This window comes from Rhodococcus sp. 3258 (assembly GCF_031456475.1).
GTDB classification, from domain to species: Bacteria; Actinomycetota; Actinomycetes; order Mycobacteriales; family Mycobacteriaceae; genus Rhodococcoides; species Rhodococcoides fascians.
Window position 1 is genome coordinate 129,924 of record NZ_JAVDUT010000007.1, and the last position, 15,503, is coordinate 145,426.

The following is a 15,503-nucleotide window of genomic DNA, read 5'->3' on the forward strand; positions in this document are numbered from 1 at the left end:
TTGGAGCCTGCAGGAACGACGAGACGTTCGAGCAGCGGAGCCGGCAGTTCGGCCCGAAGGGCCTGCTGCGTCAGGTGACGAACATAACAAATCGGTCTCGGGGGTAAACCCATCGGCCGGAAGTTCGTGAAATGTCACCACGGCATGTCGGTTTCCGACGAACTTCCGACCAACGGTCAAGTGCCCTCGGGCTTTTCCGGGGGTTTGGGCGGTTCCGGCGATGGCACGACGGCGAGGAGCGCGCGTTCGAGATCCTCGCGCACAGCCCGACTGTCCGCGCCGGCCAAGTCGATGCAGAAGGAATCGACCACAGAACTACCCAGCGTCGATACCCGCGCCCAGCGAATATCGAATCCCTGCTGCTCGATTGCGCTCGCCAATCGACACAGCAGGCCGAGGCGGTCCTCGGCTCGCAGTTCGAGCACGACCTGACCCGGTTCGTTGTCGTCGAACCACAGCACCCGAGGCGGAGCCTGGGCGTACAGGACCGGCACAGCCGAATCCTCGCCGTCCTCGTCCGAGGTCTCGACGCGGGCGTCTCGTTCCTTCGCGTCGAGTACGGCGACCAGGTCGAGCTCGCCCGCCTGCGCACGGATGATCTCCTGCCGGATCAACCCCGCCTGCGGCGGAGCACCGAACAACGGTGCGACATCGAACGAGTTGATCGCCGAACCGTCGTGACTGCCGAGCGAGGCCGACAGCACCCGCAAGGAATGCAGTGCCAGCACTCCGGCCGCGTCGGACAGCAGCCCTGGAGTATCGGGTGCAACCACGGTCACGACGAAGGTGTGCAGACCGTCGGTGGGCGTGATGTCGACGTGCACTCCCCCGCGCGAGGCCAACTCGATGTGCGCCGGGTCGAGCGGATCCGGCGACGGCAGAGTCTCTCCCGCCATCACCAGCCGACAACGACGAACGAGTTCACGGATCAGCGACGCCTTCCAGTCCCCCCACACCCCGGGTCCGGTCGCGAGAGAGTCCGCCTCGGCGAGTGCATGCAGAAGCTCCAGCAGAACGGTGTCCGCACCGAGCGCATCCACGACGGTCTGCACGGTTGCCGGGTCGTCCAGATCGCGCCGGGTGGCAGTCTCCGGCAGCAGGAGGTGATAGCGGACCATTGCCGTCAGCAGGGCCACGTCGGAGGGCCACAAGCCGAGCCGGTTACCGATCTGAACGGCGAGATCGGCACCGACGACGCTGTGGTCGCCGCCGCGTCCCTTTCCGATGTCGTGGACGAGCGCGCCGAGCACCAGCAGATCGGGACGAGCGACACGTGTGGTCAATGCACTTGCGTACGCGGCAGTTTCGACCAGGTGTCGATCCACCGTCCAGGTGTGCACCGCATCTCGTGGCGGCAGATCTCGAACCGCACCCCATTCCGGAATCAGCCTGCCCCACAATCCGGTTCGATCGAGCGCTTCGATGGCCGCGATGGCCTTGCGGCCGGATCCCAGCAGCACCAACAGATCGTTGAGTGCTTCCTTGGGCCACGGCTCACGGAGTTCGGGGGCGCTGTCGGACAGACGGTTGAGCGTGGAGGCAGACATCGGCATGCCGGTCTGAGCCGACGCTGCCGCAACCCGCATGATCAGACCCGGATCCTTGTTCGGTCGTGCGTCGCGTGCCAGCACCACCTCACCCGCGTGCTCGACGACTCCCTCGTCCAGCGGACGGCGAACGGGTACGCGACGCAGACGCGAAAGACCTCGTCGTGGAAGCGAATTGCCGGCGGTACGCAAACCCACATCGACCGAGTAGCTGATGGTGCGTGCCGAATCGCTGAGCACACGAGCGAGATCGAACCGATCGCCGATGCGAAGCGCAGCACCGATCTCGTCGGCGTCCTGCGCACGCAGCTGATCTCGGGCACGACCGGCCACCCGGTGCAGTTCGGTACGCACGTCGAGAAGTCGCCCGTGCGCGAATGCCAAACCGCCGCCGGGTGATTCGGGTCCCAACCCGGGCATGCCATCGGTCAACTGAGCAATCGACAGGGCGTCGAGCAGTTGCACGTCGCGCAGACCGCCACGGCCGCTCTTGAGGTCGGGTTCGGCACGGTGTGCGATCTCGCCGCTTCGTGCCCAGCGCCCCTGAGTCTGGCCGATCAGCTCGTCGAAGCGACCGCGAATTCCGGTGCGCCACTGCCGACGTATGCCACCGATCAACAGGTTGCTCAGTTCCACGTCACCGGCGATGTGGCGTGCTTCGAGCATGCCGAGTGCTGCGGTCATGTCCGCCGCGGCAACCTGCAGGGCCTGCGGCACGGTACGCACACTGTGATCGAGCTTGATGTGGGCGTCCCACAACGGATACCAGAGCTTGTCGGCGACGTCGGCCACGATGCGGGGGTCGAGATCGTCGTGCAACAGAATCAAGTCCAGGTCGGAGTACGGCAGCAGTTCGCGACGCGCCAGACCTCCTACTGCGACTATCGCGAAACCGGAATCCGGCTTCACGCCCAGTTCTGCGCCCTTGGTGGTCAGCCAGAACTCGTGAAGATCGACGAGCGCCTGCCTGAGCGAGGGCGCATCGAGGCGGCGGTTGCGGGTGCCGCCGTCGAGCAGTTGCTTTCTGGCCCGAGCGAGATCCGCAGCTGCATCGCTCGTGCCCTTCGATGCGGAGCCCGTAGAGACCGAAGGCCCCGGTTCTGGCGCGCGTGCGCCAGAACCGGGGCCCCCGGACCGAGACCCTGTGGGGTCAGAGCGCATCGGCGCCACGTTCTCCGGTACGGACTCGGATGACCGAATCCACCGGGGAAACCCACACTTTGCCGTCACCGATCTTGCCGGTGCGGGCTGCTTCGACGATGACCTCGACGACCTTCTCCACTGCGGCGTCGTCGACGACTACCTCGACACGCACCTTAGGGACGAAATCGACCGAGTACTCCGCACCTCGGTAGACCTCGGTGTGGCCCTTCTGGCGGCCGTAGCCCTGAACCTCACTGACGGTCATTCCGAGCACGCCGGCCTGTTCCAGCCCCGTCTTGACGTCCTCCAGGGTGAACGGTTTGACGATTGCCGTGATCAGCTTCATTTTTGCTTCCCTTCACAAGACCTCGAGTGCCCGTTGTCGTACGGTGCAGCGTTCATCTCTATCTCTACCTTGTCAGGCGAAATCATATGCAGTCTCGGCGTGCTCGGCCTCGTCGATGCCGTTCGCCTCTTCCTCGTCCGTCACGCGCCAGCCCAGCGGCTTCAGAGCGAAGGCGATGACCGCGGTCACGATTGCGGTGAAGACCAATGCGAACAACGCGATGACGATCTGCACGACGAGCTGCTTGTAGTCACCACCGTAGAACAGGCCGGTCTCGGATCCGAGGAAGCCGATTCCGATGGTGCCCCACAGGCCTGCGACCAGGTGGACGCCGACGACGTCGAGCGAGTCGTCGTAGCCGAACTTGAACTTCAGTCCGACGGCGAGAGCCGACAGCACGCCGGCGATGACGCCGAGGATCATGGCTCCGACCGGGGTGAGCGCACCGGCGGCCGGGGTGATGGCGACCAGACCTGCGACAATGCCCGATGCGGCACCGAGGCTGGTTGCGTGTCCGTCGCGGATGCGCTCGGTGATGAGCCAGCCTGCGATGGCCGCTGCGGTGGCCGCGGTGGTGTTGACCCAGGCCACGCCTGCGATGCCGTCGGCGGCGAATGCCGAACCGGCGTTGAATCCGAACCAGCCGAACCACAGCAGCGCTGCGCCGAGCATGACGAACGGGAGGTTGTGCGGACGGTAGGCGACCTTGCCGAATCCGGCTCGCTTGCCGATGATGATCGCCAGGATCAGGCCTGCGATACCGGCGTTGATGTGCACGACGGTTCCACCGGCGAAGTCGATCGGTGCGACGTTGGCGACGGTGTCACCATCGTCGTTGACCATCGTTCCGAAAATCTTTGCGGCCAAGCCCTTCTCGGAGCCCGACAGCAGTCCGCCGCCCCAGACCATGTGTGCCAGCGGGAAGTACGCGAGGGTGACCCAGATTCCTGCGAAGGCGAGCCAGGTGCCGTACTTGACTCGACCGGCGATCGAGCCGCTGATCAGGGCGACCGTGATGATGGCGAACGTGACCTGGAACGCTACGTCGATGACGTTGGCGTAACCCCATGCGCCGGCGATGTAGTTGCCGTCCGCGTCGGTGATCGAATCCTTGAGTCCGAAGAACTCGAACGGGTTGGCGAAGACACCGCCGATGTCCTGGGTGCCGTAGGACATCGACCATCCCCACAGGAAGTAGATGATCGAGACGACGGCCATAGCTCCGAACGACATCATCATCATGTTCAACACGGACTTCGACTGCGACATACCGCCGTAGAAGAACGCCAAGCCCGGCGTCATCAGCAGTACCAGCGATGCTGCCATCAGCATCCACGCGGCGTTGCCGGAGTTGGCCAACATATCCTCGGGACTCACGTACACCCTCCATTCTCCTGCACACCGGTTGGCGCGCCGTTACGCAAGAAGAGTGGTTTCACGAAGTTTCATCCGTGACACTCGGGTGTTTCGGGCATGTGAACGCATGACCGAATTCTGTTGCTAAAAGGTTTCGTGCTGGCGTTTGTGCTTTTCACCCGGTTCGCGGGAGCCCGGCGAGGTCGATCAACCGAGCAGTGCGTCGACGAACGCCCCCGGCTCGAACGGAGCCAGATCGTCGGCACCTTCGCCGAGACCGACGAGCTTGACGGGTACCCCGAGTTCCCGCTGTACCTGAAAAACGATGCCGCCCTTCGCGGTTCCGTCGAGCTTGGTCAGCACGACACCGGTGATGTCCACGATCTCGGCGAAGACGCGCGCCTGAGTCAGTCCGTTCTGGCCGACCGTCGCGTCCAGAACGAGCAGCACGTCGTCGACGTGGGCGCGCTTCTCGATCACACGCTTGACCTTGCTCAGCTCGTCCATCAGACCGGACTTCGTGTGCAGGCGACCTGCGGTGTCGACCAGGACCACATCGACTCCGTTCTCGATCCCCTTGCTCACCGCGTCGAAGGCAACGGCGGCCGGATCAGCGGCCTCCTTGCCGCGCACTACCTCGGCACCGACTCGCTCCGCCCAGGTCTGCAGCTGATCTGCGGCAGCGGCACGGAACGTGTCGGCCGCACCGAGGAGTACCCGCCGGCCATCCGCGACCAGGACACGGGCAAGCTTTCCGGTAGTGGTGGTCTTGCCGGTGCCGTTGACTCCGACGACCAACAACACCGCAGGCGCGCCGTCGTGCGGAAGCGCGCGAATCGAACGATCGAACTCCGGATGCAGTTGCGCCACCAGAATTTCCCGCAGCAGCGCTCGCGCATCGGCTTCGGTACGAATACTGCGAGCTGCCATCTGCTCGCGCAGCGTACGCATGATCTCCGTCGTCGTGGCCGAGCCGATGTCGGCGATCAGCAGCGTGTCCTCGACCTCTTCCCACGAGTCCTCGTCCAGGTCTCCGCCGCCGAGCAATCCGAGCAGGGACTTGCCCACCGCGGACTGGGAACGAGCCAGACGTCCACGAAGACGGTCCAACCGACCTTCGGTCGGATCGATGGTGTCCAGTCGAGGAGCAGGTGCCTCGGCGTCCGGGGCGGGTTCCGGCACCGCAGGCGCGGTGGGCTCGGCCGGCTCGGCGGGCTCGACAACCGGCACCTGAGGCTCGACGACCGGAACCTCGGGGTCGAGGACCTCCGGCTCGTCCCGAGTGTGGGTGGGTGGCACCGGCGTCGGCTCGACCGGGAAGGTCTCGACAGGCTTCGGGGCAGGCGGGACGGGCTTCGGGGCAGGCGGGACGGGCTCGGCGGTCGCAGTGCCCTGACTGAACGAGAAACCGCTGCCCGCGGTGTAGCCACCGGATCTGTCCTTGGTGGCCGCGTCCTCGATTCGGGCGGCCTCGTCCGACTTGAGGGACACTCTCCGGCGACGGGACAGAACGAACCCGACGACGAGGACGACGAGCAGGACGGCAGCGATCGCCGCGACGATGATCCACGCTTGATTACTCACGTGACCATCCTCTCAGGTGGTCACGTCCGAACGCATCGGTGGTGCATCGCCGAAATGGACTGTCCGCCGTCCGGGTCGTGTCGATAGCATCGTCGCCATGACGTGGACCGCGGTGCGCGACGCCGACCAACTGACCGCCATGTTCGGCGAACCCAGCTTCCGGGCGGCCAACAAGGATCGCCGGACCCTGCATCCACTCGACGTGCACTGGCTCGCGGCCTCGCCTTTCTGCCTGATGGGAACCTCGGACGCGAGCGGGCGGTGCGACGTCTCCCCCAAGGGTGATCCGCCCGGCAGCCTGGTCCACGTCATCGACGAGGCCACGATCGCACTGGCCGAACGGCCCGGTAATCGTCGAATGGACGGCTACCGCAACATTCTCGAGAATCCGTTCGTCGGCCTGAACTTCTTCGTGCCGGGGCGCGGCGACACCCTGCGCATCAACGGTCGCGCGTCGCTGGTGACCGACGCACCGTTCTTCGACGAACTGCAGGTCAAGGGCCACCGACCCATCATGTGCCTCGTCGTCGACGTCGAGCAGGTGTTCCACCACTGCGCCAAGGCATTCATGCGGTCCAAGTTGTGGCAGCCGGACACGTGGGATGCGGACTCCATTCCCGATGTCGCGTCCTTGACGAAAGCGTTGATTCCGCAGGCACCCGAAACGGTGGAAGAACTCCGCGAGTACTACGGGCCCTCCTACGCCGAGCAGCTCTACCCCGAGAAGTAGCGCAGCCTCACGTCGCGGAATCGGTGTCGCTGGGCACCGACACGTCCGGTTCGGCGGCCTCGACGGCAGGTTCGACTGCATCGACGGCGACGCGCTCGCGATTGAGCCGCTGCGAGATGACGGTGGTGATGCCGTCACCGCGCATACTGACGCCGTAGAGGGCGTCGGCCACTTCCATCGTCGGCTTCTGGTGCGTGATGACGATCAGTTGCGACTTCTCGCGGAGTTGCTCGAACAAACCGATGAGTCGCCGCAGGTTGGTGTCGTCCAGCGCTGCTTCGACCTCGTCCATCACGTAGAACGGCGACGGTCGAGCACGGAAGATCGCCACGAGCATCGCAACGGCCGTCAGCGACTTCTCGCCGCCGGACAGCAGCGACAGCCGCTTGACCTTCTTGCCGGGCGGCCGTGCTTCCACTTCGATTCCGGTGGTGAGCATGTCCGACGGGTCGGTCAGAATCAGCCGTCCCTCGCCCCCGGGGAACAGTTTGGCGAAGACACCGGTGAATTCACGCTCGACGTCCAGCCAGGCCTCGGTGAACACCTGCAGGATGCGGTCGTCCACGTCGGCGACGACCCCGAGCAGGTCCTTGCGCGCGGACTTGACGTCCTCGAGCTGGGTGGACAGAAAGTTGTATCGCTCTTCCAGTGCCGCGAACTCTTCCAGAGCCAGCGGGTTCACCTTGCCGAGCGTGGCCAGATCCCGTTCGGCGCGTTTGACACGCGCCTGCTGAGTGGCGCGGTCGAACGGCATCGGGGCGGGTGCCACCACCTGCTCACCGCGTTCCTTGGCCGCCTCGTACTCGGCCATTTCGAGTTCGGTCGGAGGCAGCGGGACGTCGGGGCCGTATTCCGCCACCAGATCGTCGAGCCCGATCCCGTGCTGTTCGAGAATGGTCGTCTCGAGTTGCTCGATGCGCAGAGCGGCCTGGGCACGCGCCACCTCGTCGCGGTGCACCGCGTCGGTGATCGAGGCCAACTGTCCCTGCAGTGCCCGAACCTGCTCCTTCACCGTGTCGAGTTCGGCTGTGCGCGTTGTCCGTTCGGCCGAGAGCTCGTCGCGCCGTCGTGCGGCAGCAGCGACGACCGCCCCGAGACGAGTCGCGAGCTCTTCACCCGACTCCGCCACTGCGGCAGCGACCGCGGCAGCATGACGCCGAGCCGCGCTCTCCCTCTCGGCCCTGGCTCTGGCCTCCCGCTCGGCTCGCGCCGCCCGGCGTAGCGAATCTGCCCGTCCCCGGACCGACTGCGCACGCTCCTCCGCGGTGCGCACGTTCAGCCGAGCTTCGACTTCCACGGCGCGGACCTCGGTGAGCGCGGCCGCCGCCATTTCACGCTCCATCGTGGTGGCCGCGTCGCCGCTCTCACCGTCTCCCACGAACCCGGATTGTTCGTCCTCGGCGGATCGCAGGCTGTCTTCGAGCTCGGCCAGCCGAGCGACCGCTTCCTCGCGACTCGTCTCTGCCGAATCACGCTGCGTCGTCAACCGTGCCGACTCGGCATGAGCAGACCGCGCCAATTGACCGAGCCTGCCCAGCTGCTCGTACACAGCTGCCATAGCGGCATCGGATTCGTTGAGGGCAGCCAGAGCCTGCTCCGCCGATTCACGTCGGTCGCGCTGTTCCGCGAGTGCACCGGAGAGCGCAGCATCGAGTTCCTCGGCCCGGCGCACGGCCGCAGCCAGCTCGACGGTCGAGGTGTCGATGGCGGATTGCACTTCGAGCGTGCTGGGCCGTCGGTCCGATCCTCCGGTCACCCACCCGGGTTCTACGACGTCGCCGTCCTTGGTCACCGCGCGCAGTCGGCCGTTGTCGGAGACGAGTCGGTGCGCGGTGTCGAGCGAGTCGACGGCAACCACGCCGTCGAGCAATGCCGTCATGGCACCGGCCAGGCGGTCCGGGTAGTCGATGAGATCGAGCACCCACCGCGCGCCATCAGGAAGTTCGGGACGTGAGAGTGGTTGCACTGCAACGGAACTGCTGTGCACTATGGCTGCGCGACCACCGTCCGCGGCGCGGAGCGCCAGGACTGCATCGCGGGCAGCGGCGAAGGACTCTGCATGGGCAGCGTCGGCCGCCGGTCCCATCGCGACTGCGACCGCGATCTCGTATCCCGGCTCGACCGTCAGGTGCCCGGCCAGCAGTCCCGACAGTCCGTCCTGTTCGTTCTCCACCAACCAGCCGGCACCGTCTTTTCGTTCGAGGCCCATCGTCAGCGCCTCGATCCTCGCTTCGAAGGACGCCACCCGCTTACCCGCGGTGCGTTCCTCTGCCTGCAATTCCGAGACACGCGCATCGGCATGACGTAGCGCAGCCACTGCGCGCTCGTAGTGGGTGTCCAAGCTCAGTTCGCTGGCGTCGAGGGTACCGATCTGGTCCTGCACGCTCTCGAACTCGCGCTGGGCCGCCTCGCCCCGTTCACGGGCCTCGTCGATGGCCACCGACAGGCGTGCCACCTCGGCGTCGATCGATTCGACCTTGGTCCGGAAAGTATCGACCCGCCCGGACAAGCGTGCAAAGCCCTCCCTGCGATCGGCCACCGCACGCACGGCCGCCAGGTGCGCCCGTTCCGCAGCCGCAGCCGCCGACTCTCGTTCGGCCAACTGTTCGCGGGCCGCTTCGAGGGTTTCCCGCGCCATCTCCACGGCTTCGACGAGTTCCATCTCTTCTTCGGCAACCCGCTCGGCTTGTGCCTCCAGCTCGTCTGGGTCCTGCCCTCGACCGGCGCTCTGCACGGAGTCGAGGTGCCGGGCCCGCTCGTGCGCGATGCGAACAGTCGCGTTGACTCGTTCGGCCAGCGCGGAAAGTCGAAACCACGTCTGCCCGGCGGCTTCGGCGCTGGGCGTCAGGCGAGCCACGGCTTGCTCGTGTTCGGCGAGGGCTACGGTCCCCGCCTCGAGGGCGTCCTGCACCATCGCATACTGCTCGCGAGCCGCTTCCTCGTCCTGCGTCTGGTTGGCGAATTCTTCTCGCCTGGCCACCAAATCGTCTGCCGCCAGCCGGAGGCGGGCGTCGCGCAGGTCTGCCTGCACCGTCTGCGCTCGACGTGCGACCTCGGCCTGCCGACCCAACGGCTTGAGTTGCCGACGCAGTTCGGTCGTCAGATCGGTCAGTCGCGCGAGATTGGCCTGCATCGCGTCGAGTTTGCGGACCGCCTTTTCCTTGCGTTTGCGGTGCTTGAGAACGCCGGCAGCTTCCTCGATGAATGCTCGCCGGTCCTCTGGGCGGGATTCGAGAATCGCCGCCAGCCGGCCCTGCCCGACGATCACGTGCATCTCGCGCCCGATACCGGAGTCGCTCAGCAGCTCCTGGACGTCCATCAAACGGCAGGAGCTTCCGTTGATTTCGTACTCGCCCGCACCATCGCGAAACATGCGGCGGGTGATCGATACCTCGGAGTAGTCGATCGGCAGCGCTCCGTCGGAGTTGTCGATCGTCAGCGTCACCTCGGCCCGACCCAGCGGCGCTCGACCCGAGGTTCCCGCGAAGATGACGTCTTCCATCTTGCCGCCGCGCAGGGCTTTGGCACCCTGCTCGCCCATCACCCAGGTCAGAGCGTCCACGACATTCGATTTACCGGAGCCGTTCGGTCCGACCACGCAGGTGATACCGGGCTCGAATCGAAGAGTCGTCGCCGAAGCGAAGGACTTGAAGCCCTTGAGCGTCAGACTCTTCAGATACATAGCGTCTGTACTTTACCGGCCAGGTGCCCACCCGCGCGCCCAGCCTCCGGTAGTGCAGGTCAGCGCTCGACGAAACCGCTCAGATCACCGCGGGCCGACCCCCAACTCTCGACGACGAGCGTCACCGTGCCGGGGGTTCCACCGCCGCGTAGCAGTTCGAGAAGCGCGTCGAGACGATCGCGCGGTCCCTCGGCGATCACCAGCACCCGTCCGTCGGCGTGGTTGGTCGCATGACCGACGAGACCGAGTTCGAGAGCACGCGATCGAGTCCACCACCGAAACCCGACGCCCTGCACCAGGCCGTGCACCCACGCCGTCAGACGCTCGTCGTTCATGCCGGGCTCAACTCTCGGACGGATCCGTCGAAACTCGTTGCGTACAACGACGTCGGGTCGAATCCCACCCCGCCGAACGCGACCGCGGATGTCAGCGGCACACCTGTCGCCACGACACACGACGACCCCGACGTCGGGTCGATGCGAATAACTCGTCCCGCGAGATTCTGTGCGAGATAGATCATTCCGTCGACACCCACGGTCAGATCGTCCGACATGGTGAGTGGTCCGAATCCGTCGACGCGAACACGCGAGACCGAACCGGACGGATCCTGCTCGTCGAGGACGTACACGACGGGCTCGACATCGAACGTGTTGCCCACGTAGATCTTCCCGCGCGCAATCGCAATCCCGTTGGCAGACCCCAGATCCGTACGTACCGTCGACACGGTGCGATCGGTCGCGATCCGGCTCAGGCCTGCAGCGACACCCAGATTACGGGTGGTGAAGAGATCACCCGTCTCCGATCTCGCCAGTCCGTTGGGCATCGCCAGGCCCGACGCGTACGTCGAGCGACCGCCGGTATCGAGATCGAGCGCGTCGATCGTTCCGGAAGTGGAATCGAAAAGTCCTGCGGCCGCACTGTTTCCGGTGGTGAAGTACAGGGTGTCTCCGTCCCGCACCAAGCCGCCGGGTGACTCGACGCCCGACACCAGAGTGCCCCGGTCTCCGTTCGGCGCGACGCTACGTAGAGCACCCGGTCCGATCGGCGACGTCTCGGAAACGATCATCGAGCCGCGGCCGTCGAACTCGAGATTCTCGAGCATCCCGAATCCCGACGCCACTGTGCTCACCGACCACGGAGTGCACGCACTCGACGCCTGTGCGGCCGGGGCCGCGGCGATCGACGCGCCGCAGAGCAACGCAGCGGTGAGGATCGCCCGAGACTTCATCAGGCGTCCACGTCGATGTCCAGGTTGATCGTCGTTCCGGCCTTCAAGGTCCGCCCGACCGTGCACACCTTGTCGATGGCACGCTCGACGACGGTCAGCAGGCGTTGCTGCGCCTCGGGGTCCATCGCGCTGAGGTCGACTCGAAGGATCTCGTTCAACTCGGGATAGAGCTCGTTCTCGCGGTCGGCGGTCCCCGACACCTCGACGGTGGCGGAGTAGTCGTCACCGAGTCGACGAGAGAGCGGGACGTCGGAGCTCATGCCCGTGCACGCCGCGAGGGCGATCTTGAGCAGCTCCCCCGGAGTGAAAACGCCCTCGACCGACTCGGAACCGATGAGCACCTCGGCTCCCCGCGAACTGCGACCGGTGTATCGACGTGTGCCTGTGCGCTCGACCCAGAGGTTGGTCGGCGTGCTCTGTTCTGCCATGACCGAAATACTAGGCGGGCGGTTCAGGAGTGGAGCCTGCGGAATGGGGTCAGGTCCGGAGGTGTCGCGGCCGCGGCTGGCAGGTGGGGCAGCTGAACGAGGAGCGGTTCATGAATTTTTCGCGCCGGATCGGTGCGCCGCACCTCGAACAGGGCAGTCCTTCCTGCCCGTAGGCATCGAGCGACCTGTCGAAGTAGCCGGACTGCCCGTTGACGTTGACGTACAGCGCATCGAAGGAGGTTCCGCCTTGAGCGAGGGCCTCCCCCATCACCGCGTGGACCCCGGTCAGCAGACGCCGCAGCGCGGGACGCGTCAGTGTTTCTGCGATTCGATTGCCGTGAATCTTCGCGCGCCACAACGCTTCGTCTGCGTATATGTTGCCGACACCGGACAGCACGGTCTGGTCGAGCAGTGCCCGCTTGATCTCGGTGTGCTTGCCGCGCAACACGTTCACCACCGATTCGGCATCGAACAGTGGGTCGATAGGATCGCGGGCGATGTGCGCGACCGGTTCGGGTACCTGGGTTCCGTTCACCGTCACGATCGGAGCGAGTGCCCAACCGCCGAAGGTCCGTTGGTCGACGAAGCGGAGGTCGCTACCGTCGTCCAGGCGAGCTCGAATTCTCAGGTGCTTCTCGTCCGGGGCAGTGGGAGGCTGCACGAGCATCTGCCCGCTCATACCCAGGTGGACGACGGTCGCGAAATCTCCGGGTTCCATCACCAGCCACAGATACTTGCCACGCCGCTGGGCCGAGGCGATGCGCTGACCCTGCAATTGGCCGATCAGATCGAGGCCGCCGAGGTCGTGTCGCCGTACGGCGCGAGGGTGCAGTACCTCCACCGAGCGCACCGTCTTGCCGACCACGTGAGATTCCAGGCCGAGCCGGACCACCTCGACCTCAGGCAGTTCGGGCATCAGGAAGAGTCGGATGCGGAGTCGGCAACGACAGGAGTCTCGTTGTCCGACAACGAGTTCCACGCCGTGCTGGCAGCCTTTTGCTCGGCTTCCTTCTTCGACCGGCCCACCCCGACGCCGCGCGGGAATCCGCCGACGAGCACAGTGGCCGTGAATTCCTTGTCGTGGTCGGGTCCGGTGGACGAGATCTCGTACGCGGGGACACCCAGTGCACGTTCCGCAGTCAACTCCTGCAGGCTGGTCTTCCAATCCAGACCCGCACCGAGCTTGGGAGCCCGATCGAGCAAGCCGGCGAACAGTGTCAGAACCACGGTGCGGGCAACATCGATTCCGTGTTGCAGGTGGATGGCACCCAGCAAGGACTCCATACCGTCGGCCAAGATGCTGGGCTTGTCGCGCCCGCCGGTCTGCTCTTCGCCCTTACCCAGCAACAGATGACGACCGAGGCCGCCGTCACCGAGATCACGAGCCACCTCGGCGAGCGCATGCATGTTGACCACACTGGCTCTGATCTTGGCCAGCTGTCCTTCGGACTTGGTGGGGTGCACCGCGTACAGGTGCTCGGTGACCGCCAAGCCGAGCACGGAGTCGCCCAAGAACTCGAGCCGTTCGTTGGTCGGCAGACCACCGTGCTCGTAGGCGAACGACCGGTGCGTCAGAGCCAGCGTCAACAAGGGTTCGGACAGAGAAACACCGATAGCGGCGAGGAGCGACTCTCGGTCGTCCCCGCCGCTGACGGCAGTGGAGCTATTGTTCTGTGGCCCGCCGTTGTGTCGGTCCACTACTTCGTTTGTCACCTGAGCGGGAATCAGACCGCTGCGACGACCTGGCGGCCCTTGTAGGTACCGCACGAAGGGCACGCGATGTGGGGCAGCGTCTTCTCGCCGCAACCACGGTTGGGGCACGTCACGAGGGTGGGCGCAGTGGTTTTCCACTGTGCACGACGCGACCTCGTGTTGGAACGCGACATTTTGCGCTTCGGGACAGCCACTTACTTCTCCTCGGCTTCGTTGTTCACAAGTTCTGTGCTCGGTTCTGGATCCACGCCAAATTTGGCTGCAAGTCCAGCCCAGCGAGGATCAATTGTATCGTGACTGTGGCCGGATTCAGCAATCGCCAGGCGAACGCCGCATTCTGGGCACAATCCCTCGCACTCGTCACTGCAGACGGGGTGGAGTGGAAGCTCCAGACCGACCGCGTCGACGATGACGGGTTCGAGATCTATCAGGTCGTCGACGATACGGTGAATCTCGTCCGCATCCGTGGTCTCCTCGGTGATGCTGTTCGGGTAAGCGAACAGCTCGGTGAGGTAGACGTCGACATTGCCAGTGACCGGGTCGAGGCAGCGCGTGCACTCACCGGCCGTGGCAGCTCGCACGGAACCGGTGACGAGAACGCCCTCGGATACCGCCTGCAACTGCAGATCGAGCGAAACCGGTACACCGGCTTCGATGGCGATGGCATCGAGGCCGATTCGGGAAGGAGCCGGAACCGTCCGCTCGATGGTTTTCGTCGACCCGGGTCGACGACCGAGGTTGAGAATGTCCAGAACGAATCCTGCGTCCAGTTCGGGACGCGTCGTTCTCTTGGGCGGGGGCACGGCTGATCTTCCTTACTGTCGGTGTGCCTACTGTCGGTAAGCAACCACATAACGATACGCATCTGCGCATACGTGAGCAAATCGTGACGGGTCAGTGCCGACTACGACGTCCCTGGTCTGCACTTCCGTAGGAGGTGTCACCGTACGGTTCGTTGCCGTAGTCCGGGACGCCCGAGCCGGTGCGCAACTGCTGCCGACCGCGACCCACCGACCGAATGGTGCCGCTGAGGAACTCCTCGAACTCTGCAAGCTTGGTGTCGACGTAGACGTCGCACTCGCTGCGCATCCGATCGGATTCGGCGTGTGCGCTGTCGATCACCCGAGCCGACTCGGCGTGGGCCGCCTGCACGACCTCCGTCTCCGAGACGAGCCGGTTCTGTTCGGCGGTGCCGTCTGCGACCGACCGCTCGTACGACGCCGTACCGGACTCGATCATCCGATCGGCCTCGGTGCGAGCGCGAACGGTCAGCGCCTCGTACTCACGCTGGCCTTCGAGAACCGTTCGCTCGGCCTCGGCTTCGGCATCGGCCACGAGCTGATCGGCATGCGCCGACGCTTCGGACACCATGCGATCGGCCTGGGCTTTGGCGTCGGCGAGAATGCGGTCCGCCGAGTCGCGTGCGTTCTCCACCGTGTCCTGAGCTTCGGCGTTCGCACTGGTGACGGTCTTCTCCGCCGTCGCCCGCGCGTCACCCACCAGCTTGTCGCGATGATCCAACACGTCCTGCGCGTCGTCGAGCTCGCCGGGGATTGCGTCACGGACGTCGTCGAGCAGTTCCAGGACATCGCCGCGAGGGACGACACACCCGGCAGTCATCGGAACGCCGCGCGCCTCCTCGACAATGGCGACGAGCTCGTCGAGCGCCTCGAATACGCGGTACACCGGTTACCCCAATCGTCGAATCTGCCACCGTGAACGCATCTGCTCCGCAGACGACACCCA

General features: G+C 65.3%; 14 protein-coding genes. 1 reads left to right on the top strand and 13 read right to left on the bottom strand.

Annotated features, from left to right (window positions below; genetic code table 11):
- Positions 1 to 176: 176 nt before the first annotated feature.
- The 4 genes from J2X62_RS20470 to ftsY all read right to left on the bottom strand — a co-directional run bounded on the left by J2X62_RS20470 (position 177) and on the right by ftsY (position 5,976).
- A complete protein-coding gene (locus J2X62_RS20470) occupies positions 177 to 2,708 on the bottom strand; it encodes a [protein-PII] uridylyltransferase (protein WP_027496681.1) in 2,532 nt (843 codons plus the stop codon).
- Complete coding sequence (locus J2X62_RS20475; RefSeq protein WP_019664269.1) at positions 2,698 to 3,036, bottom strand: P-II family nitrogen regulator; 339 nt, start codon at positions 3,034 to 3,036, stop codon at positions 2,698 to 2,700. The genes J2X62_RS20470 and J2X62_RS20475 overlap by 11 nt, the downstream gene beginning before the upstream one ends.
- A 72-nt stretch (positions 3,037 to 3,108) precedes the next feature.
- Positions 3,109 to 4,413 (bottom strand): ammonium transporter, encoded by a 1,305-nt coding sequence (locus J2X62_RS20480; RefSeq protein WP_370878683.1) that lies wholly within the window; start codon positions 4,411 to 4,413, stop codon positions 3,109 to 3,111.
- 186 nt (positions 4,414 to 4,599) lie between these two features.
- On the bottom strand, positions 4,600 to 5,976 hold the full coding sequence (ftsY, locus tag J2X62_RS20485; protein WP_027496679.1) for a signal recognition particle-docking protein FtsY: 1,377 nt from the start codon (positions 5,974 to 5,976) through the stop codon (positions 4,600 to 4,602).
- Positions 5,977 to 6,073: 97 nt separating this feature from the next.
- Between ftsY and J2X62_RS20490 the strand changes: the two genes are divergently transcribed.
- The gene (locus tag J2X62_RS20490) at positions 6,074 to 6,706 is read left to right on the top strand and encodes an MSMEG_1061 family FMN-dependent PPOX-type flavoprotein (RefSeq protein WP_310182999.1); all 633 of its coding nucleotides are present in this window, start codon (positions 6,074 to 6,076) and stop codon (positions 6,704 to 6,706) included.
- 7 nt (positions 6,707 to 6,713) lie between these two features.
- Here the strand turns inward: J2X62_RS20490 and smc are convergent, their stop codons facing one another.
- The 9 genes from smc to J2X62_RS20535 form a co-directional block, all read right to left on the bottom strand.
- Positions 6,714 to 10,388, bottom strand: coding sequence for a chromosome segregation protein SMC (smc, locus tag J2X62_RS20495; protein WP_167325578.1), 3,675 nt, complete (start codon positions 10,386 to 10,388; stop codon positions 6,714 to 6,716).
- Between the two features lie 59 nt (positions 10,389 to 10,447).
- On the bottom strand, positions 10,448 to 10,723 hold the full coding sequence (locus J2X62_RS20500) for an acylphosphatase (RefSeq protein ID WP_027496676.1): 276 nt from the start codon (positions 10,721 to 10,723) through the stop codon (positions 10,448 to 10,450).
- A complete protein-coding gene (locus J2X62_RS20505) occupies positions 10,720 to 11,616 on the bottom strand; it encodes an SMP-30/gluconolactonase/LRE family protein (protein WP_310183004.1) in 897 nt (298 codons plus the stop codon). The genes J2X62_RS20500 and J2X62_RS20505 overlap by 4 nt, the downstream gene beginning before the upstream one ends.
- Positions 11,616 to 12,044 carry an OsmC family protein gene (locus tag J2X62_RS20510; RefSeq protein WP_032400562.1) on the bottom strand — a complete coding sequence of 143 codons (429 nt, stop codon included), beginning with the start codon at positions 12,042 to 12,044 and terminating at the stop codon, positions 11,616 to 11,618. Before J2X62_RS20510 ends, J2X62_RS20505 begins: the two co-directional genes overlap by 1 nt.
- 49 nt (positions 12,045 to 12,093) lie before the next feature.
- Positions 12,094 to 12,960 (bottom strand): bifunctional DNA-formamidopyrimidine glycosylase/DNA-(apurinic or apyrimidinic site) lyase, encoded by an 867-nt coding sequence (mutM, locus tag J2X62_RS20515; RefSeq protein WP_027496673.1) that lies wholly within the window; start codon positions 12,958 to 12,960, stop codon positions 12,094 to 12,096.
- Positions 12,960 to 13,742, bottom strand: a complete 783-nt coding sequence (gene rnc, locus J2X62_RS20520) for a ribonuclease III (RefSeq protein WP_027496672.1) — start codon at positions 13,740 to 13,742, stop codon at positions 12,960 to 12,962. Before rnc ends, mutM begins: the two co-directional genes overlap by 1 nt.
- 26 nt (positions 13,743 to 13,768) lie before the next feature.
- The gene (gene rpmF, locus J2X62_RS20525; protein WP_032397784.1) at positions 13,769 to 13,951 is read right to left on the bottom strand and encodes a 50S ribosomal protein L32; all 183 of its coding nucleotides are present in this window, start codon (positions 13,949 to 13,951) and stop codon (positions 13,769 to 13,771) included.
- On the bottom strand, positions 13,952 to 14,560 hold the full coding sequence (locus J2X62_RS20530) for a DUF177 domain-containing protein (RefSeq protein WP_027496671.1): 609 nt from the start codon (positions 14,558 to 14,560) through the stop codon (positions 13,952 to 13,954).
- Between the two features lie 91 nt (positions 14,561 to 14,651).
- On the bottom strand, positions 14,652 to 15,443 hold the full coding sequence (locus J2X62_RS20535) for a DivIVA domain-containing protein (RefSeq protein WP_045841865.1): 792 nt from the start codon (positions 15,441 to 15,443) through the stop codon (positions 14,652 to 14,654).
- Positions 15,444 to 15,503: the final 60 nt, after the last annotated feature.